This is a genomic window from Streptococcus fermentans (assembly GCF_040888305.1).
GTDB classification, from domain to species: domain Bacteria; phylum Bacillota; class Bacilli; order Lactobacillales; family Streptococcaceae; genus Streptococcus; species Streptococcus fermentans.
In genome coordinates, this window is sequence record NZ_JBFNFG010000001.1 from 61,624 (window position 1) to 80,022 (window position 18,399).

Below are 18,399 nucleotides of genomic sequence, written 5' to 3' on the forward strand. Positions count from 1 at the left end.
AAGGAACTGACACAATGGAGATTTCATTATTAACAGATGTGGGTCAGAAACGTACAAACAATCAAGACTATGTCAATCTTTTTGTCAACCGTGCCGGTCGTACAATGATCATCTTGGCTGACGGGATGGGAGGACACCGTGCAGGTAATATTGCTAGCGAGATGGCAGTAACTGATTTAGGTGTTGCCTGGGTTGATACGCAGATTGACACCGTTAATGAAGTTCGCGAATGGTTTGCCCACCATCTAGAAGTTGAAAATCAAAAGATTTATCAAATGGGGCGTGATGAAGCCTACAAGGGAATGGGGACAACTTTAGAAGCCCTTGCAATCATTGATCATCAAGCTATTTATGCTCATATTGGAGATTCTCGTATCGGTCTGATTCGTGGTGAAGAATACCATCAATTGACCAGTGATCATTCTTTGGTCAATGAATTGCTCAAGGCAGGTCAATTGACACCTGAAGAAGCTGAAGCACATCCACAAAAGAATATCATCACACAGTCTATTGGGCAAAAAGATGAAATTCAACCTGACTTAGGAATTGTCAGCTTGGAAGCAGGTGACTATCTGGTCATGAATAGTGACGGTCTAACCAATATGATTTCAGGTAGTGAGATCTATGATATTGTGACTAGCGATATCTCTCTAGATGATAAGGCAGCCACTTTGGTACGCTTTGCCAACAATGCCGGAGGGCTTGATAATATTACAGTTGCCCTTGTTTCGATTGAGGAGGAGGCGGCACTATGATCCAGATCGGCAAGATTTTTGCCGGGCGGTATCGGATTATCAAACAAATTGGCCGTGGAGGTATGGCAGATGTCTACCTGGCCAAGGATTTGATTTTAGACGGGGAAGAGGTAGCTGTAAAGGTCCTGAGGACTAACTACCAGACTGACCCGATTGCTGTTGCGCGTTTTCAGCGTGAAGCGCGTGCAATGGCTGACTTAGATCATCCCCATATCGTTCGGATAACGGATATCGGCGAAGAGGACGGCCAACAGTACCTGGCTATGGAATATGTAGCTGGTCTTGATCTCAAGCGCTATATCAAAGAACACTATCCCCTCTCAAATGAAGAGGCTGTCCGTATCATGGGTCAGATTCTCTTAGCGATGCGCTTGGCACATACTAAAGGTATTGTCCATCGTGACTTAAAACCTCAAAACATTCTTTTAACTCCGGATGGGACGGCTAAGGTAACGGACTTTGGGATTGCCGTAGCCTTTGCAGAGACCAGTCTAACTCAGACCAACTCTATGTTGGGTTCTGTTCACTACTTGTCACCTGAGCAGGCTCGTGGTTCTAAAGCAACGTTCCAAAGTGACATCTATGCCATGGGGATTATTTTCTATGAAATGCTGACAGGGCATATCCCTTATGATGGCGATAGTGCAGTAACCATCGCTCTCCAGCATTTTCAAAAACCTCTTCCTTCGGTCATAGCTGAAAATCCATCTGTTCCCCAAGCTTTGGAGAATGTGGTCATCAAAGCAACTGCTAAAAAGCTAACAGATCGATACCAGTCGGTTTCAGAGATGTATGTTGATTTATCTAGCAGTCTATCTTATAACCGCAGAAATGAACCTAAACTTGTTTTTGATGATGCTACTAAGGCGGACACAAAGACATTGCCAAAGGTTTCTCAAACAACCTTGACCTCTATTCCTAAGGTTCAACCACAGACAGATAGCCATCAGGCAACTAAAGCTAGCCCAGAAGTAAGCGCTAAAAAATCTGTGGAAAAACCAGTGAAAAAACGTCGTTTTAAAGCACGCTATCTGGTTCTACTAGCAAGTTTCGTACTGGTTGCGGCTTCTCTGGTATGGATTTTATCCAGAACACCAGCTACCCTCGATATTCCAAATGTAGCAGGTCAAACAGTTGCTGAAGCTAAGGAAACCTTGAAAAAAGCCAACTTTGAAGTTGGTGATGAGAAAACGGAAGCTAGTGAAACAGTCGAGGAAGGGCGAGTGATTCGGACAGACCCTGAGGCAGGTAGTAACCGTAAAGAGGGAAGTAAGATTAATCTGATTATTTCAACTGGTAAGCAATCCTTTAAGATTGGTAATTACATTGGTCGAAAATCTACTGATGTCATTGCAGAGTTGAAGGAGAAAAAAGTTCCTGAAAATCTGATTAAGATTGAGGAGGAAGAGTCCAGTGAATCGGAACCCGGTGTTGTTTTAAAACAGAGCCTTTCAGAAGGGACGACCTATGATCTTACCAAGGCCACTTCTATCGTTTTAACTGTTGCTAAGAAGAAAAAGGTGACGACGATAACTATGCCAAACTACATTGGCTCAAATCTTGAATTTGCTAAAAATAATCTTAAAAGTATTGGTATTAGTGAAGATAGAATTGAAATTAAAGAAGTTGAGATAGCACAAGAAGGAATTAAAGAAGGTGAGATTGCGAAACAAAGTCCCGCACCGGATGAAAAACTTGATTTAAGCAATCCGATAGTTAAACTCTATATTTATAAACCTAAAAAAACTTCACCACCAATTAGTCAACCTTCGTCAGAACATAATTCTGGTCAAACTGACACAACAAACCCTACAAACCCTACGCAGGGTAACCATCTAACAACACCTACACAAGATGGAAATGGAAGTCAACGAAATTAATAGACTCCATATACATAATTCAATCTTTGTCACAGTTTTTGTGGCAAAGATTTTTTTTCCTCCGAAATTATGATAAAATAAAATGGAGTTTGAAAAAGGAGGGAAACATGGACGAATCAAAAAAACTGAATGCAGTCATTGATGTCATCATGCTAGCTGGAACAATTCTGCTTCGCAATGGTTCTGAGATTTATCGTGTTGAAGATACCATGATTCGGATTGCTCATTCACAGGGTATTATGGATTGTAATGTTTTAGCCATGCCTGCCGCCATTTTTTTCTCCATTGAAAATACAAATATCTCTCGTATGAAGCGAGTGACCTCCTCTGCTTATAATATTGAGAAGGTATGTGATGTCAACCAGATTTCACGGCAGCTTGTATCAGGACAGCTTGATTTGGAGACAGCCTTTATCCAACTAAAGGAATTGAATGCTAAGGCATCTCCCTATACCAATGTTCAACTAACTGCTGCAGCGACCCTCAGTGCTCCTTTCTTTTCAATCATGTTCGGTGGGAATGTCTACGATGCAATAGGGGCAGGAGTGGCGACCTTGTTTGCTTTTACTTTCTCTCTCTATGTAGAAAAGTTTATTCGTATTCCTTTTATGACAGCTTTTGCAGGAGCCCTTGTCTTTGGTTTGATTGCACAATTTTGGGCGCGCTATTCTGGTTTACCATCGACAGCTGATTTGGTCATTGCGGGTGCGGTCATGCCCTTTGTACCTGGAATTGCCCTGACCAATGCTGTTCGAGATATTATGACCAATCACATTAACTCTGGTATGAGCAAGATGTTTGAATCCTTGCTGATTACCCTTGCCTTAGGGGCTGGAACATCAGTTGCCCTCGTACTCATGAACTAATATGACACTAACAACATTTTTATTGCAAGCTCTGGCAAGTTTGCTTGCCATTATTACCTTCTTAATCGTCTTAAATGTCCAGCGTTCCATGCTGATCCCTGGTGGAGTTTTAGGGATGTCTATCTGGCTACTCTATCTGATACTCAAGGAGCCGACTAACGTCATTTTAGCAACCTTTATTGCTGCGGTGATTGGTTCTTGTGTCAGCCAGATTATGAGTATTCTCTACAAAACGCCAGCAGTGGTTTTTGCCCTAGCCATTCTGGCACCACTAGTACCAGGTTATCTATCTTACCGAACCACTTCCTTCTTCGTTACAGGTGACTACGGCCATGCCATTTCTAGTGCCATGTTAGTCATGATGTTGGCCCTTGTTATCTCCATTGGAATGGCCAGTGGGACAGTTTTGTTGAAATTGTATCATTATCTCAAAAAGAATCGAGCTAGCTAAGACTCGATTTTTTGTAGCCCTAAAGTTCTGTTTGAAAAATGAGATAATGAACTTGATTTGGTGAATCAAGTCTTTTTTAGCTCATTTGACCTCAATTGTGATAAAATAGAGGTGAACGATTTTTTACAATGAATGATAAAAATAGAGGTAAATATGACAATCGGTATTGATAAGATTGGTTTTGCAACCAGTCAATACGTTTTGAAATTACAAGATTTAGCAGAAACCCGAGGAATTGATCCTGAAAAATTGAGTAAAGGACTCCTTTTAAAAGAATTGAGTATCGCTCCTTTAACAGAGGATATCGTTACCTTGGCTGCCAGTGCAGGAAATTCTATCCTGACTGAAGAAGATAAGCAAGAGATTGATATGGTTATCGTAGCGACAGAGTCTGGGGTTGACCAGAGTAAAGCTGCAGCTGTCTTTGTACACGGTTTGCTTGGGATTCAACCATTTGCTCGTAGTTTTGAAATCAAGGAAGCTTGCTATGGTGCAACTGCGGCACTTCACTATGCTAAGTTACATGTAGAGAATTCTCCTAAATCAAAAGTTTTGGTGCTGGCTAGTGATATTGCAAGGTATGGTGTTGAAACTCCTGGAGAACCAACTCAAGGAGCCGGCTGTGTTGCTATGTTGATTAGCCAAAATCCACGAGTTATGGTATTCAACAACGATAACGTTGCGCAGACTCGTGATATTATGGACTTCTGGCGTCCAAATTACTCGACAACACCATTTGTCAATGGGGTTTACTCAACACAGCAATATCTTGATAGTTTAAAAACAACTTGGGAAGAGTACCAAAAGCGTTATGACTGTACTTTGGATGATTTTAAAGCTGTCTGTTTCCACTTGCCATATCCAAAGCTAGCTCTCAAGGGATTGAAAAAAATTCTGGATAAATCTCTGCCTCAAGAGAAAAAGGATTTACTTCAAAAGCACTTTGATGAATCCATTATTTATAGCCAAAAGGTTGGGAACATCTATACGGGTTCACTCTTTTTAGGAATCTTGTCTCTTCTTGAAAATTCTGATAGTCTGAAAGCTGGGGATAAGATTGCTCTCTACAGCTATGGTAGTGGTGCTGTATCTGAGTTCTTTAGTGTAGAATTGGTTGAAGGATATGAACAGCAATTGCAGAAAAATCGCTTAGACTTGCTAGACCAACGTCAAGCTTTGAGTGTTGCCGACTATGAACGAATCTTCTTTGAAGAAGCAAACTTAGATGAGTCTGGTTCTGCAACTTTGTCAGGCTATGAAGGGCAGGATTATGCTCTGGTTGAGATTGTAAACCACCAACGTCGTTACAGCAAGGTTGAAAAATAATGAAAAAAAATTGGAATGGATTTGCTAAAAAATCAATTCAAGAGCGCCTAGAACTAGTTAAGTCTCAGGTGCTTACTTCTAGGGAAGCCCAAGAAAGTCTTGCGCAAAATGAAAATCTCAGTCTAGCAGTTGCGGACCAACTGAGTGAAAATGTGGTGGGAACCTTCTCGCTTCCATACTCAGTAGTTCCAGAAGTATTGGTAAATGGTCAAGAGTACACAGTTCCTTATGTGACAGAAGAGCCATCTGTTGTTGCTGCAGCTAGTTTTGCTAGTAAGATTATCAAACGTGCGGGTGGTTTTACTGCTCAGGTTCATCAACGCCAAATGATTGGTCAGGTAGCTCTTTATCAGGTTCCAGATAGGGATAAAGCATGTCAGGCTATTTTGAGTCAGAAAGCAGATCTACTCGAACAAGCAAACCAAGCCTATCCATCTATTGTCAAACGTGGTGGTGGAGCGAGAGAGCTAACAGTTGAGAAAATTTCTGGTGAGGTTTTAGTGGTTTATCTCCATGTGGATACTCAGGAAGCCATGGGAGCTAATATGCTCAATACCATGCTTGAAGCTTTAAAACCAAGTCTAGAGGCTCTAAGTCAAGGGCAAAGTTTAATGGGCATTTTATCCAACTATGCAACAGATTCTTTAGTAACTGCAACTTGTCAGATTGCCTTTCGTTATTTGAGTCGCCAGAAGGATGAAGCGCGTGAGTTGGCAGAAAAAATGGTTTTAGCTAGTCAGTTTGCCCAGGCTGATCCTTATCGAGCAACTACCCACAATAAGGGAATTTTTAATGGAATCGATGCTCTCTTGATTGCTACTGGAAATGATTGGCGTGCCATTGAAGCGGGAGCGCATGCCTATGCGAGTCATGATGGTTCCTATCGAGGTCTTAGTCGTTGGACGATGGATTTGGAAACAGAAGAACTGATTGGAGAAATGACTCTGCCGATGCCAGTTGCTACCAAGGGTGGATCAATTGGTCTCAATCCTCGAGTCGTTCTCAGCCATGACTTGTTAGGCCATCCATCTGCCAAAGAATTGGCCCAAATTATTGTTTCGATTGGTCTCGCTCAAAACTTTGCAGCACTTAAGGCTCTGGTCAGCACAGGGATCCAGCATGGACACATGAAACTTCAAGCAAAATCTCTAGCGCTTTTAGCAGGTGCGACTGAGGCAGAAGTACCTAAACTAGTGGAAAGCTTGATTGCTGAAAAAACTTTTAATCTAGAAAAAGCCCAAACACTCTTGAAAAAATTTAGGTCATAAGAAAAAACTCAGACTGATTCAGTCTGAGTCTTTTTGTTTAAATACTTTTTCCTGGTAGGAGGGAAACTGGTAAGAAATAACCGGTTGTGGCAACTTCTTTTCCTTCGATTTTTTGAAGTAGTAAATCAACTGTCAGGCGAGCAATTTCTTCCAAGGGTTGTTTAATGGTAGTAAGGTGAGGATAGAAATTCTCGATAAAATAAGTTCCATCATAGCCAATAACCTTGAGTTCTTCTGGAACAGAGATACCAAGCTCCTGGGCAATCTTCATAACCAAGATGGCTGTTAAATCGTCTGATGCGAAAATAGCATCTGGTTTTTGCTTAGTCAAGATATTTTTGATTTCCATTTCTTTTCGAAGGGGTGAAAAGTCACTGGAAACATTGATAATGGGAGCCTTGGGTAAGATTGAAGCAAAACCAGCATGACGAAGTCCAGTTGGAGAATTGGAGTTGTCATTACCCGTAATCATGATGATAGTCTTGGCTCCAGTTTTAGCCAAGGTCTGAGCGGCTAGGACTCCGCCAGCATAGTTATCAGAAGAAACGACAGGAATATCTGGTGACAAGTTTCGGTCAAAGGAGATGATAGGAGCCGTCACGCGATTGTAGTCTTCAATCCCTAAGTTATGGCTACCAGAGATAATACCGTCCACTTGGTTGGCTTCTAGCATTTCAAGATATTCACGTTCTTTTTCCGAATCGTGCTCACTGTTACAGATGATTGTCTTATAGCCTTTTTTGAATAGTTCGTGCTCTAATTTATCAATTAACTCTGCGTAGAAAACATGGCTAATTTTAGGGAAAATTAGCCCAATTAACTTGGCGGATTTACCTTGAAGACTGCGAGCCAGATTGTTAGGCTTATAGCCTAGCTCACGCATAGCATCTTTAACCTTTTGAATAGTTTTTTCTGACAGGTAGCCTTTTTTATTGATAACACGTGAGACAGTAGTTGGGCTGACGCCTGCTAGTTCTGCGACATCAGTTAGTTTTGCGACCATATTCTAATTCGTAGTATGTTCCAGTTGGGTTTCCAGATTTAATGAGGATTCCATTTTGATCCGCATGCGGGAATACACGACCAGAAAATACTTTTTCTCCTTTATTGATAAAGATTTCAAAGACTGAGTTGTCGATGAAGATATTGACAGTAGTTGCTTGATTAGTAACTGAGCAAGAGCGAGTAGTTCCAAATTCTTGAGCATATTGTTCTCCAGCTTGACTGCGGTCAACAGTAACTTGACCATTGATAAGGTCAAAGCTGATAGAGAGTCCTTTGCCATCTTTATCAGCAAGAAGAACGATTTCATTTTGACTATCAGCTTCTAAGTTAAGCTCGATCTCGTAGGTGTTTTTGGTTTCAGAACGATTTGAAAATTCCTCTTTTGAAGCACGAAGATCCTTGATAGCTGCTACAGGATACTGATATAATTTGCCGTCTTTAATGGTAAGTTCTTTTACCAATGAGAAAGTTCCTTGGTAATCAAAACGATCAGATGGATAAGACACATCTGGTAAACCAAGCCAACTAACAGCAAGGGCACGTCCATCAGGGGCATTGAAGGCTTGAGTGGCATAAGCTTCAAAACCATAATCGAGGTTGTGTAGTTCAGACACATCTACCATACGAGCATTTTCTGGATCAAAGGAAGTGCCGATTTTATACATGTTTGGATAGATATTGTCGTATTCAAGAACCTTTTTATCCAAACCTTGTGGGCAGTAAAGAAGGACAGGTTGTTCTCCGACAAAGACTAGATTTGGGCACTCCATCATATAGGCAGTGCGGTCATTGTTGAAGTCAAGATCTCCGACTTCTTGCCAGTTTGTATAATCATTTTCGATAGCCTTATAGAGACGGACAAATCCTTTTTTGTCCATATCTTGACCACCAACGATAGCGTAGTATTGCCCTTTAAAGTTAAAAATCTGTGGATCGCGGAAGTGGTCAGTAGCATCAGCAGGCTGATCAATCAAGATTTTATCAATCTTTTTAATATTTCCATCCTTATCCATCAAGGCACCGATCTGATAAGGGTGGCGTACCCAATTCTCATCACGAACATTTCCGGTATAAAAAAGGAATAATTGATCACCAAACTGCATAGCAGAACCAGAGTAAGCACCGTGGCTATCAAGTGGAGTATCAGGTAAGATTTTTACACCTGTTTCAGTAAAGTGCACCAAATCGTCGCTTTCAAGTTGAACCCAAGATTTTAACCCATGAGCTGCACCAAAGGGGAAGTTTTGGTAAAAGACAATCCACTTACCATCAAAATAAGAAAAGCCGTTTGGGTCGTTGAGGAGACCTTCCTTTGGCTCAATGTGATAGCTGACACGCCATGGGGATTGTGCCATCTTTTCTTGGATTTCTTTTCTTTCTTCTTGTGTCCAATCTTCATAACGTCTGTAACGACGTTCAGTAGTCCATTCCATTTCTATTTCCTCCATAAATTCTACTATCTTAATAGTAAACGTTTCCTTATAAAAAAGCAAGTCTTTCACACTAAATTAAAGAAAAAAATGTCAAACGATTGACAGAAAATTAGGAACCTATTTTTATGAAAATTAATGAAAATATGAAAGCTTTTGAAACTTTCAAAGTAAAAACCTTAAATTCAGAGGATTTTTACTGCTATGTTAATGAAAAAATAGCAAAAACAATCAAAAAATAAAAATTAGCAAAATTTTTTCTGCAAAACGCTTGACATATTTTTTAAACGTGATAGAATAATATTCGTAGGGCGGATAAAATCGCTTTCAAACAAGAAAAAATTTTATAAGGAGATTTTTGCAAATGACGAATACAGAAATTGCAAAAAAAGTCATCGAAGCCTTGGGCGGACGTGAGAACGTTAATAGTGTAGCTCACTGTGCGACTCGTCTTCGCGTTATGGTTAAAGATGAAGCGAAAATTAACAAAGATGCTATCGAGAGCTTGGAAAAAGTTCAAGGTGCTTTCTTTAACTCAGGTCAATACCAAATCATCTTTGGTACAGGTACAGTAAACAAGATGTACGATGAAGTCGTAGCTCTTGGCTTGCCAACATCATCTAAGGATGAGATGAAGGCAGAAGCTGCTAAACAAGGAAATTGGTTCCAACGTGCCATCCGTACTTTCGGTGATGTTTTCGTACCAATCATTCCAGTTATCGTAGCAACTGGTCTCTTCATGGGGGTTCGTGGACTCTTGACTGCTCTTGGAATGACACTTCCAGAAGATGTTACAACTTACACTCAAATCTTGACTGACACAGCCTTCATTATCTTGCCAGGTTTGGTTGTTTGGTCAACCTTCCGTGTATTTGGTGGTAACCCAGCTGTTGGTATCGTTCTTGGTATGATGCTCGTTTCAGGTTCACTTCCAAATGCCTGGGCTGTTGCTTCTGGTGGTGAAGTAACTGCTATGAACTTCTTCGGATTTATCCCAGTTGTTGGTTTGCAAGGTTCAGTTCTTCCAGCCTTCATCATCGGGGTTGTCGGAGCTAAGTTTGAAAAAGCTGTTCGTAAGGTTGTTCCAGATGTTCTTGACCTCTTGGTAACACCATTCGTAACACTCCTCGTAATGTCAATTCTTGGTTTGTTTGTTATCGGACCAGTCTTCCACGTTGTTGAAAACTATATCCTTCTTGGAACAAAAGCTATCCTTAACTTGCCATTTGGTCTTGGTGGTTTCTTGATTGGTGGAGTTCACCAAGTTATCGTCGTATCAGGTGTTCACCACATCTTCAACTTGCTTGAAGTTCAATTGCTTGCTGCTGACCATGTTAACCCATTCAACGCTATCATCACAGCTGCCATGACTGCTCAAGGTGCTGCAACAGTAGCCGTTGGTGTGAAAACTAAAAATCCTAAACTTAAAACACTTGCTTTCCCAGCTGCTCTTTCTGCCTTCCTAGGTATTACTGAGCCTGCTATCTTCGGGGTTAACTTGCGTTTCCGTAAACCATTCTTCCTTTCATTGATTGCTGGTGCAGTCGGTGGTGGACTTGCTTCAATCCTTGGTCTTGCCGGTACTGGTAATGGTATCACAATCATCCCTGGTACAATGCTTTACATTGGTAACGGACAACTTCCACAATACCTTCTTATGGTAGCTGTATCATTCGCTCTTGGTTTTGCTCTTACTTACATGTTTGGTTATGAAGATGAAGCAGAAGTGGCTTCAGAAGCTACAACTGAACGTTTGGCTGACGAAGCAGTAACTGGTACTGTTATTGCACCTAGCGAAGGTGTCATCCAAACACCAATCGTTGGTGACGTAGTTGCTCTTTCAGACGTTAATGACCCAGTCTTCTCAAGTGGAGCTATGGGACAAGGTATCGCTGTAAAACCTAGTCAAGATGTTGTTTATGCACCAGCTGATGCTGAAGTGACAATCGTCTTCCCAACAGGACATGCTTATGGTTTGAAAACTGCAAACGGAGCTGAAATCTTGATCCACGTGGGTATCGACACTGTTTCAATGAACGGTGAAGGATTCGACCATAAAGTTGCTCAAGGTGACAAGGTTAAAGCTGGAGATGTTCTTGGAACATTTGATTCAGCTAAGATTGCTGCTGCAGGCCTTGATAATACAACAATGGTTATCGTGACAAACACTGCAGACTTTGCTTCAGTAAATCCAGTTGCTTCTGGATCAGTTGCTAAGGGGGATGCAATCATCGAAGTTAAAGCTTAATACTCTTCGAAAATCAAATTCAAACTGCGTCATACTCGCTTTGCCGTACTCAAGTACTGTCCGCAGCTCGATTCCTAGTTTGTTCTTTGATTTTCATTGAGTACACTACTTTCGATTTAATAAATCAATAAAACGAACAAATGTTATGTTTGTTCGTTTTTGATTGAATGGTAAAATTTACAGAGGAAAAACTAAAATATAGAGCAACTTTCCTTCTGGAATTATGCTATAATAAAGAAAATAAAAACTAGAGGTTTATCATGACAAAATTATATGGAAGCTTGGAAGCGGGCGGTACAAAATTTGTCTGTGCTGTCGGTGATGAAAACTTTAATATTGTAGAAAAAACACAATTCCCAACAACAACTCCTATCGAGACAATCGATAAAACTATCGAGTTCTTTTCAAAATTTGATAATCTTGCAGGACTTGCGATTGGATCATTTGGTCCAATTGATATCGACAAAAACTCAAAAACTTATGGTTTTATTACAACTACACCGAAACCTCACTGGGCAAATGTTGATTTGCTTGGTGCTCTGCGTCGCGCTCTAAACGTGCCAATGTACTTCACAACAGACGTAAACAGTTCTGCCTACGGTGAGGTAGTTGCTCGTAATAATGCTGGTGGCCGTATCGAAAACTTGGTTTACTATACAATCGGTACAGGTATTGGTGCAGGCGTTATCCAACGTGGCGAGTTTATTGGCGGTGTTGGTCACCCTGAGATGGGTCATTATTATGTGGCTAGACACCCAATGGATATTGAAAAAGAATTCAACGGTGTTTGTCCATTCCACAAGGGCTGTCTGGAAGGCTATGCAGCTGGTCCAAGTTTGGAAGCTCGTACAGGTGTTCGTGGGGAAAACATTGAACTCAACAACCCTGTTTGGGATGTTCAAGCCTACTATATCGCTCAAGCCGCTGTAAACGCAACTGTAACTTTCCGTCCAGATATCATCGTCTTTGGTGGTGGGGTTATGGCTCAACAACATATGCTTGACCGAGTGCGTGAGAAATTTACATCTCTTCTCAATGGTTACCTACCAGTTCCAGATGTACGTGACTATATCGTAACACCAGCTGTTGCAGGTAATGGTTCGGCTACACTTGGAAACTTCGTTCTTGCTAAGAGCGTTGCAAAATAAACATGAAAAATGAGGACGGGAATTATCCCGGCCTCATTTTTTAGTCTTTTTCTATCTTTGTTTCCTGATGGAAAATATTTTGCCAAGTTTCGTGACGGCGCCAGATGCTTGTGTGGATGGTATCACCAATCTGATAGCGAATGAGTTTTGTCTTCTGACTAATGGACGTCAAGTGAAGTTCCTTGATAGCAGATGTCAGTTCTTTTTCGGACTTATAGGCATCCTTGTCCAGTTCTTGTCCGTCCTGGCGGATATAAATGAAGTCTTCTGCAAGTAGCTCTTCTAGTTGATTTCCTTGGTCAATCAATTGCTCTCTCATGAGCAATTTTTTATAGACATTATCTAGGATTTCATCCTCAGGGATTGGTGCTGGTTCGATATGAATGTCTGTATCAAAGACACCAAAGCGTTCTGATAACATGGATTCAACCTGATCCGCAATTTCGTGACTTTCAAAAACAGAGAGATCTGGGTTCATCTCGAGAGTAATGTCCAGATAGATATTACTTCCGTAAGTACGACCGCGTTGTGATTTGACCTTGCTAATCTTAGGAATTTCCATGATAGCCTTTTGATAATCTTCCAACAAATGTTCATCAAAACCATCTGAAAGACTGAAAGACGACTCGATAAAGATATCATAGGCAGTCTTGAGGATAAAGAAGGTAATGACGATGGCAACCAATTTATCCACGAGAGGGAAGTTAAAACTGCTGGCTAGGATAGCGATAGTGGTTCCGAGTGAAGTGACTGCATCTGATAGATTGTCCTTGGCAGCCGCTTTAAGCGCTTTAGATTTGGACTGCTTGCTGAGGTGGGTGTTGTAGAGATAAACAGCAAACATAATCACAGCAGAGATCACTCCTAGAATCGCTCCCAGTGGGTCAATCACTGTTTCTTCGCGACTAATAATCTTTTGAATCGTATCTCGCAAGACATCAAAACCAACATAGAACATGATGATTGAAGTGATGAGGCTTGCTAAGTCCTCGATTTTCCAGTGACCGAAACGATGGTCTCTATCTGCTGGTTGGCGGGCCAAACGAATCCCAATGAGGAGGGCAACATTTCCGATGATATCAGAAACGTTGTTGAAACCATCTGCCACCAAACTGGACGAGTGAAGGAGGTGGCCTGCTGCTAACTTAGCTGCTGACAAGAAAAGGTAGGTCAAGATGCTTATAATAGCACCTCGTTCAGCTAATTTCAAGTTTGAAACTGATTGATTCATCTGACTCTCTTCCTAGAATTTTTGTATTCTATCATTATACTGGTTTTGTAAGGAAAATTCAAATGGAGCGCGAATAATCCTACCCCAGCACTTGAAAACTTTTGAAATTCTGATATAATAGAACTACTCAAGGGAGTAGCTGGCGGGAAACCGCGATAGTGTCGTCATTACGAATTATTTCCGGCACTATATTAAACAGCGAGACTTGTTTTTTTAAAAAACAGGTCTCTTTTTTTGTAAAAAGAGGCCAAAAAGGAGGAGACTGTTTTGTCAAAAGAACAAAATAAAGACTTGTTTTACACACAGACCTCAGAAGAAGTCCTAAAGAACTTGGACTCATCCGTTGAAGGTTTGTCAACTGCCCAGGCTCAAGAACGCTTAGTGACTTATGGTCGCAATGAGTTGGAAGAGGGCGAAAAACGGAGCCTACTAGCTAAATTCCTTGATCAATTTAAGGATTTGATGATTATCATCTTGCTTGCGGCAGCGGCACTTTCTGTGATTACAGAAGGAATGGACGGTCTAACGGATGCCATTATCATCTTGGCCGTTGTTGTCTTGAATGCTGCCTTTGGTGTTTACCAGGAAGGGCAAGCAGAAGCAGCCATTGAAGCGTTGAAAAATATGTCTAGCCCGATGGCCCGTGTTCGTCGGGATGGTCATGTCATTGAGATTGACTCAAAAGAATTGGTGCCTGGGGATATCGTCTTACTAGAGGCGGGGGATGTCGTGCCTGCTGATATGCGCTTATTTGAAGCAGCATCCCTAAAAATCGAAGAAGCAGCTCTTACAGGGGAATCTGTCCCAGTAGAAAAAGATGTGACAGGACTTGTCGAAGCTGATGCAGGTATTGGAGACCGCGTTAATATGGGTTACCAAAACTCAAACGTAACTTACGGTCGTGGTATTGGTGTCGTGACCAACACTGGTATGTATACAGAAGTTGGTAAGATTGCGGACATGTTGGCCAATGCCGATGAGACAGAAACACCATTGAAGCAAAGCTTGGAACAATTATCTAAGGCCTTGACTTACTTAATTATTGTGATTGCAGTGATTACCTTCTTGGTTGGTGTCTTTGTTCGTGGAGAACATCCATTAGAGGGCTTGATGGTGGCGGTTGCTCTTGCAGTAGCGGCTATTCCAGAAGGGCTTCCTGCCATTGTAACCATCGTTCTATCTTTGGGAACAACAACCCTTGCCAAACGTAATTCGATTGTTCGTAAATTACCAGCGGTTGAAACGCTTGGTTCAACAGAAATCATTGCATCTGATAAAACAGGTACTTTGACCATGAACCAAATGACAGTTGAAAAAGTTTATACCAACGGTCAATTGCAAAGCTCGGTATCTGAAATTGCTACTAACAACAATACGCTACGTATCATGAACTTTGCCAATGACACCAAGGTAGACCCATCTGGCAAATTGATCGGTGATCCAACGGAGACTGCTCTTGTACAGTTTGGTTTGGACCACGACTTTGATGTTCGTGAAGTCTTGAAGTATGAACCACGTGTGGCTGAATTGCCATTTGACTCAGACCGTAAGCTTATGTCGACTATCCATAAGGAAGCAGACGGTTCTTACTTTATCGCTGTCAAGGGTGCTCCTGACCAATTGCTCAAGCGTGTGACTCGTATTGAAGTCAATGGGGAAGTTCGCCCAATCACAGAAGAAGATAAAAATGCCATCCTTGCAACCAACAAAGACTTGGCTAAACAAGCCCTTCGTGTCTTGATGATGGCTTACAAGACAAGTAACGAAATTCCAACCTTGGAATCTGAAATTGTTGAATCTGACCTTATTTTCTCTGGTTTGGTCGGCATGATTGACCCTGAGCGTCCAGAAGCTGCAGAAGCTGTACGTGTCGCTAAAGAAGCAGGTATCCGTCCGATTATGATCACTGGTGACCACCAAGATACAGCGGAAGCTATCGCTAAACGTCTCGGTATCATCGATCCAAATGATACAGAAGACCATGTCTTCACGGGTGCTGAGTTGAATGAACTCACGGATGAAGAATTCCAAAAAGTCTTCAAGAAATACTCTGTTTATGCTCGTGTATCACCTGAGCACAAGGTTCGTATCGTGAAAGCATGGCAAAACGAAGGTAAGGTTGTTGCCATGACAGGTGACGGGGTCAACGATGCGCCTTCACTTAAGACAGCTGACATCGGTATCGGTATGGGGATTACAGGTACAGAAGTTTCTAAAGGAGCATCTGATATGGTCCTTGCTGATGATAACTTTGCAACCATTATCGTAGCGGTAGAAGAAGGACGTAAGGTCTTCTCAAATATCCAAAAATCAATCCAATACCTCTTGTCTGCCAATATGGCTGAAGTTTTCACCATTTTCTTTGCAACCCTCTTTGGTTGGGATGTGCTTCAACCAGTGCATTTGCTATGGATTAACCTGGTAACAGATACACTACCAGCCATCGCTCTTGGGGTAGAACCAGCTGAGCCAGGCGTCATGACTCACAAACCTCGTGGGCGTAAGTCTAACTTCTTTGATGGTGGTGTCTTCGGAGCAATCATTTATCAAGGGATCTTCCAAACCATGCTGGTTTTAGGTGTTTATGGTTGGGCTCTTCTCTTCCCAGAGCACCAAAGTCATACTGAAATCCATGCGGATGCCCTTACCATGGCTTTTGCAACTCTCGGTTTGATCCAATTGCTCCATGCCTTTAACGTTAAGTCGGTTTACCAATCAATCTTTAAAGTGGGACTCTTTACGAACAAGACCTTTAACTGGTCTATCCCAGTTGCCTTTGTCCTCTTTGTGGTGACAATTTTGGTTCCTGGATTTAATAATCTCTTCCACGTGTCACATTTGAGTTTGACTCAATGGATGGTGGTCGCTGTAGGAGCGCTTATGATTGTAGTTCTTGTTGAGATTGTCAAAGCAATCCAACGAGCACTTGGAAAAGATAAAAACGCTATTTAAGCATTATGAAAAGTCATCTTCGGATGGCTTTTTGTTTGTATATAAAGGTAAACTGACAAAGATTTTGTGCTATAATCAAGTAGACTGATATCGTATGGAGGAAAGAATCTTGGAAAAGAAAATTGTAAAAGATATCTTGTTTTTGTCACAGGTATCCCAGCCTGCTAGTCAGGAAGATTTATCCCTAGCAAAGGATTTGCAGGATACCCTATTGGCTAACCGAGAAAGCTGTGTTGGACTAGCGGCCAATATGATTGGGGTACAAAAACGTGTCATTATTTTTAATATCGGAATGATTCCCATGGTTATGTTTAATCCAGTTCTCCAATCTTTTGAAGGCTCATACGAAACAGAGGAAGGTTGTTTGTCTTTGACAGGTGTCAGACCTACAACTCGGTATGAGAAGATTACAGTAAGCTACAGAGACATCCATTGGCAAGAGCAGACCATTGCCCTGACAGGTTTTCCGGCTCAGATTTGTCAGCATGAATTGGATCATTTGGAAGGGATTATCATATAGTCCTTGTTTTCTAGATGAGAGTTAATCCTCTAAAGGTCAAGTTGTCAAGGATAACTATCTCAAAATCTTCAAACTAAGTAAAGCCTCGTTTTTCTTGCACTCTTGTTTGAAATTTGTGATAATAAATGAAAGAATAATAAATGGAGGACAGTCAAATGGGATTTTATCTGATGATTGGTTCGATGTTGCTTGGTCTTTTCGCTTTGAAGATAGGATTTTCTCACCTAAAGGAGAAAAAGGTTACTCTGTCATCTATCTTGACAAGCTGCCTTGGGACAGCACTAGTTCTCTTTGCAATCTGGTTAGGATTGCCAAAATAAGGAAAGAAGCCTCGGTAGTCACCGAGGTTTTTAGGTGCAAATCCTTGGTAGTCCTAAAAAAATATGCTACACTAACACTATGAAAATTCTAATCCCAACTGCAAAAGAAATGAATACCGAAATCCCTATTTTAGAGGCTAAACCATTGCGTCCTGAAAGTCAGGCTGTATTGGATGCATTAGCGACATATTCTGCCCAAGAGCTGGAGAGTTTTTACAAAATATCTGCCGAAAAAGCGCAAGAGGAGTATGACCATATCCAGGCCTTGAAAAATGAAACTGCGACAAACTATCCAGCCTTGCACCTCTTTGATGGACTCATGTATCGCAACATCAAACGGGACGATCTCACCAAGGAGGAGCAAACCTATCTGGAGAAACACCTCATGATAACGTCAGCTCTCTATGGTGTGATCCCAGCCTTTGCGCCGATTGCACCTCACAGACTGGACTTTTTGATGAAACTTAAAGTTGCTGGGAAAAGCCTAAAAAATCACTGGCAGGCAGCCTATGAAGAGTCGATGAAGGGTGAAGAACTAATCTTTTCACTCTTGTCTTCTGAGTTTGAAACTGTCTTTCCTAAAGAAATCCGTGAGAAAATGGTGACCTTCAAGTTCATGGAAGATAGAGATGGAAAACTTAAAATCCACTCAACCATTTCTAAAAAAGCTAGAGGGGCTTTCTTAACAGCCTTGATGGAAGGTCAGGTAACTTCAGTTGAAGATATTAAAAAGCTTAGCTTTGCGGGTTTCACTTATCGAGAAGACTTATCTAGTGATAAGGAATTGGCTTTTGTGAAATAGATAGAAAATAGAGAGAGTGGGACAGAAATCGGTAATTCGTTAGAATTCGATTTCGTCGTCCCACCTCCGCACAGTTGAGTAGGGATGTAAAAGCTGATGAAATCAGCGTAGTTAGAGCCCACTCAACCACTGCGTCTTGCTCGACAATCCAAAGGCAATTGAGAGGCTAGGACTTTTGTCCCAGCCTCTTTTTGTGA

General features: G+C 41.4%; 15 protein-coding genes. 12 read left to right on the forward strand and 3 right to left on the reverse strand.

What is annotated here, in order from left to right:
• Window positions 1-14: 14 nt before the first annotated feature.
• The 6 genes from AB2B50_RS00340 to AB2B50_RS00365 all read left to right on the forward strand — a co-directional run bounded on the left by AB2B50_RS00340 (window position 15) and on the right by AB2B50_RS00365 (window position 6,546).
• Window positions 15-755 (forward strand): Stp1/IreP family PP2C-type Ser/Thr phosphatase, encoded by a 741-nt coding sequence (locus tag AB2B50_RS00340; RefSeq protein WP_320693110.1) that lies wholly within the window; start codon window positions 15-17, stop codon window positions 753-755.
• Complete coding sequence (gene pknB / locus AB2B50_RS00345; RefSeq protein WP_320693109.1) at window positions 752-2,635, forward strand: Stk1 family PASTA domain-containing Ser/Thr kinase; 1,884 nt, start codon at window positions 752-754, stop codon at window positions 2,633-2,635. Before AB2B50_RS00340 ends, pknB begins: the two co-directional genes overlap by 4 nt.
• A gap of 107 nt (window positions 2,636-2,742) precedes the next feature.
• Window positions 2,743-3,501 (forward strand): threonine/serine exporter family protein, encoded by a 759-nt coding sequence (locus AB2B50_RS00350; protein WP_320693108.1) that lies wholly within the window; start codon window positions 2,743-2,745, stop codon window positions 3,499-3,501.
• Between the two features lies 1 nt (window position 3,502).
• On the forward strand, window positions 3,503-3,952 hold the full coding sequence (locus AB2B50_RS00355; protein WP_049503410.1) for a threonine/serine exporter family protein: 450 nt from the start codon (window positions 3,503-3,505) through the stop codon (window positions 3,950-3,952).
• A 153-nt stretch (window positions 3,953-4,105) separates the two neighbouring features.
• Window positions 4,106-5,278 carry a hydroxymethylglutaryl-CoA synthase gene (locus tag AB2B50_RS00360; RefSeq protein ID WP_320693107.1) on the forward strand — a complete coding sequence of 391 codons (1,173 nt, stop codon included), beginning with the start codon at window positions 4,106-4,108 and terminating at the stop codon, window positions 5,276-5,278.
• Window positions 5,278-6,546 (forward strand): hydroxymethylglutaryl-CoA reductase, degradative, encoded by a 1,269-nt coding sequence (locus tag AB2B50_RS00365; RefSeq protein ID WP_320693106.1) that lies wholly within the window; start codon window positions 5,278-5,280, stop codon window positions 6,544-6,546. The genes AB2B50_RS00360 and AB2B50_RS00365 overlap by 1 nt, the downstream gene beginning before the upstream one ends.
• A gap of 37 nt (window positions 6,547-6,583) precedes the next feature.
• Here AB2B50_RS00365 and AB2B50_RS00370 read toward each other — a convergent pair whose 3' ends face one another.
• Both AB2B50_RS00370 and AB2B50_RS00375 read right to left on the reverse strand, forming a co-directional pair.
• Complete coding sequence (locus AB2B50_RS00370) at window positions 6,584-7,549, reverse strand: LacI family DNA-binding transcriptional regulator (protein WP_006145962.1); 966 nt, start codon at window positions 7,547-7,549, stop codon at window positions 6,584-6,586.
• Window positions 7,530-8,984, reverse strand: a complete 1,455-nt coding sequence (locus tag AB2B50_RS00375) for a sucrose-6-phosphate hydrolase (protein ID WP_320693105.1) — start codon at window positions 8,982-8,984, stop codon at window positions 7,530-7,532. The genes AB2B50_RS00370 and AB2B50_RS00375 overlap by 20 nt, the downstream gene beginning before the upstream one ends.
• Before the next feature lie 361 nt (window positions 8,985-9,345).
• Between AB2B50_RS00375 and AB2B50_RS00380 the strand changes: the two genes are divergently transcribed.
• Entirely contained in the window at window positions 9,346-11,229 is a 1,884-nt protein-coding gene (locus AB2B50_RS00380; protein WP_320693279.1) for a sucrose-specific PTS transporter subunit IIBC, read from the forward strand.
• Window positions 11,230-11,489: 260 nt separating this feature from the next.
• The gene (gene scrK / locus AB2B50_RS00385) at window positions 11,490-12,377 is read left to right on the forward strand and encodes a fructokinase ScrK (RefSeq protein ID WP_320693103.1); all 888 of its coding nucleotides are present in this window, start codon (window positions 11,490-11,492) and stop codon (window positions 12,375-12,377) included.
• A 40-nt stretch (window positions 12,378-12,417) separates the two neighbouring features.
• Here scrK and AB2B50_RS00390 read toward each other — a convergent pair whose 3' ends face one another.
• The gene (locus AB2B50_RS00390; RefSeq protein WP_070461131.1) at window positions 12,418-13,608 is read right to left on the reverse strand and encodes a cation diffusion facilitator family transporter; all 1,191 of its coding nucleotides are present in this window, start codon (window positions 13,606-13,608) and stop codon (window positions 12,418-12,420) included.
• 267 nt (window positions 13,609-13,875) lie between these two features.
• Here AB2B50_RS00390 and AB2B50_RS00395 point away from each other — a divergent pair, with 267 nt between their 5' ends.
• The 4 genes from AB2B50_RS00395 (at window position 13,876) to yaaA (ending at window position 18,202) form a co-directional block, all read left to right on the forward strand.
• Window positions 13,876-16,560 carry a cation-translocating P-type ATPase gene (locus AB2B50_RS00395; RefSeq protein ID WP_320693102.1) on the forward strand — a complete coding sequence of 895 codons (2,685 nt, stop codon included), beginning with the start codon at window positions 13,876-13,878 and terminating at the stop codon, window positions 16,558-16,560.
• Window positions 16,561-16,669: 109 nt separating this feature from the next.
• Window positions 16,670-17,080 carry a peptide deformylase gene (locus AB2B50_RS00400; RefSeq protein ID WP_320693101.1) on the forward strand — a complete coding sequence of 137 codons (411 nt, stop codon included), beginning with the start codon at window positions 16,670-16,672 and terminating at the stop codon, window positions 17,078-17,080.
• A 155-nt stretch (window positions 17,081-17,235) separates the two neighbouring features.
• A complete protein-coding gene (locus AB2B50_RS00405; RefSeq protein WP_060956070.1) occupies window positions 17,236-17,400 on the forward strand; it encodes a DUF3953 domain-containing protein in 165 nt (54 codons plus the stop codon).
• A 79-nt stretch (window positions 17,401-17,479) separates the two neighbouring features.
• Window positions 17,480-18,202 carry a peroxide stress protein YaaA gene (gene yaaA, locus AB2B50_RS00410; RefSeq protein ID WP_320693100.1) on the forward strand — a complete coding sequence of 241 codons (723 nt, stop codon included), beginning with the start codon at window positions 17,480-17,482 and terminating at the stop codon, window positions 18,200-18,202.
• Window positions 18,203-18,399 lie beyond the last annotated feature (197 nt).

What these genes read in the sequence shown, in the direction of transcription:
- AB2B50_RS00365 (WP_320693106.1), top strand. Translation starts at nt 5,278, where the DNA reads ATGAAAAAAAATTGGAATGGATTTGCTAAAAAATCAATTCAAGAGCGC.
- AB2B50_RS00350 (WP_320693108.1), top strand. Translation starts at nt 2,743, where the DNA reads ATGGACGAATCAAAAAAACTGAATGCAGTCATTGATGTCATCATGCTA.
- AB2B50_RS00380 (WP_320693279.1), top strand. Translation starts at nt 9,346, where the DNA reads ATGACGAATACAGAAATTGCAAAAAAAGTCATCGAAGCCTTGGGCGGA.
- scrK (WP_320693103.1), top strand. Translation starts at nt 11,490, where the DNA reads ATGACAAAATTATATGGAAGCTTGGAAGCGGGCGGTACAAAATTTGTC.
- AB2B50_RS00360 (WP_320693107.1), top strand. Translation starts at nt 4,106, where the DNA reads ATGACAATCGGTATTGATAAGATTGGTTTTGCAACCAGTCAATACGTT.
- AB2B50_RS00355 (WP_049503410.1), top strand. Translation starts at nt 3,503, where the DNA reads ATGACACTAACAACATTTTTATTGCAAGCTCTGGCAAGTTTGCTTGCC.
- AB2B50_RS00340 (WP_320693110.1), top strand. Translation starts at nt 15, where the DNA reads ATGGAGATTTCATTATTAACAGATGTGGGTCAGAAACGTACAAACAAT.
- AB2B50_RS00375 (WP_320693105.1), bottom strand. Translation starts at nt 8,984, where the DNA reads ATGGAATGGACTACTGAACGTCGTTACAGACGTTATGAAGATTGGACA.
- AB2B50_RS00405 (WP_060956070.1), top strand. Translation starts at nt 17,236, where the DNA reads ATGGGATTTTATCTGATGATTGGTTCGATGTTGCTTGGTCTTTTCGCT.
- yaaA (WP_320693100.1), top strand. Translation starts at nt 17,480, where the DNA reads ATGAAAATTCTAATCCCAACTGCAAAAGAAATGAATACCGAAATCCCT.
- pknB (WP_320693109.1), top strand. Translation starts at nt 752, where the DNA reads ATGATCCAGATCGGCAAGATTTTTGCCGGGCGGTATCGGATTATCAAA.
- AB2B50_RS00390 (WP_070461131.1), bottom strand. Translation starts at nt 13,608, where the DNA reads ATGAATCAATCAGTTTCAAACTTGAAATTAGCTGAACGAGGTGCTATT.
- AB2B50_RS00370 (WP_006145962.1), bottom strand. Translation starts at nt 7,549, where the DNA reads ATGGTCGCAAAACTAACTGATGTCGCAGAACTAGCAGGCGTCAGCCCA.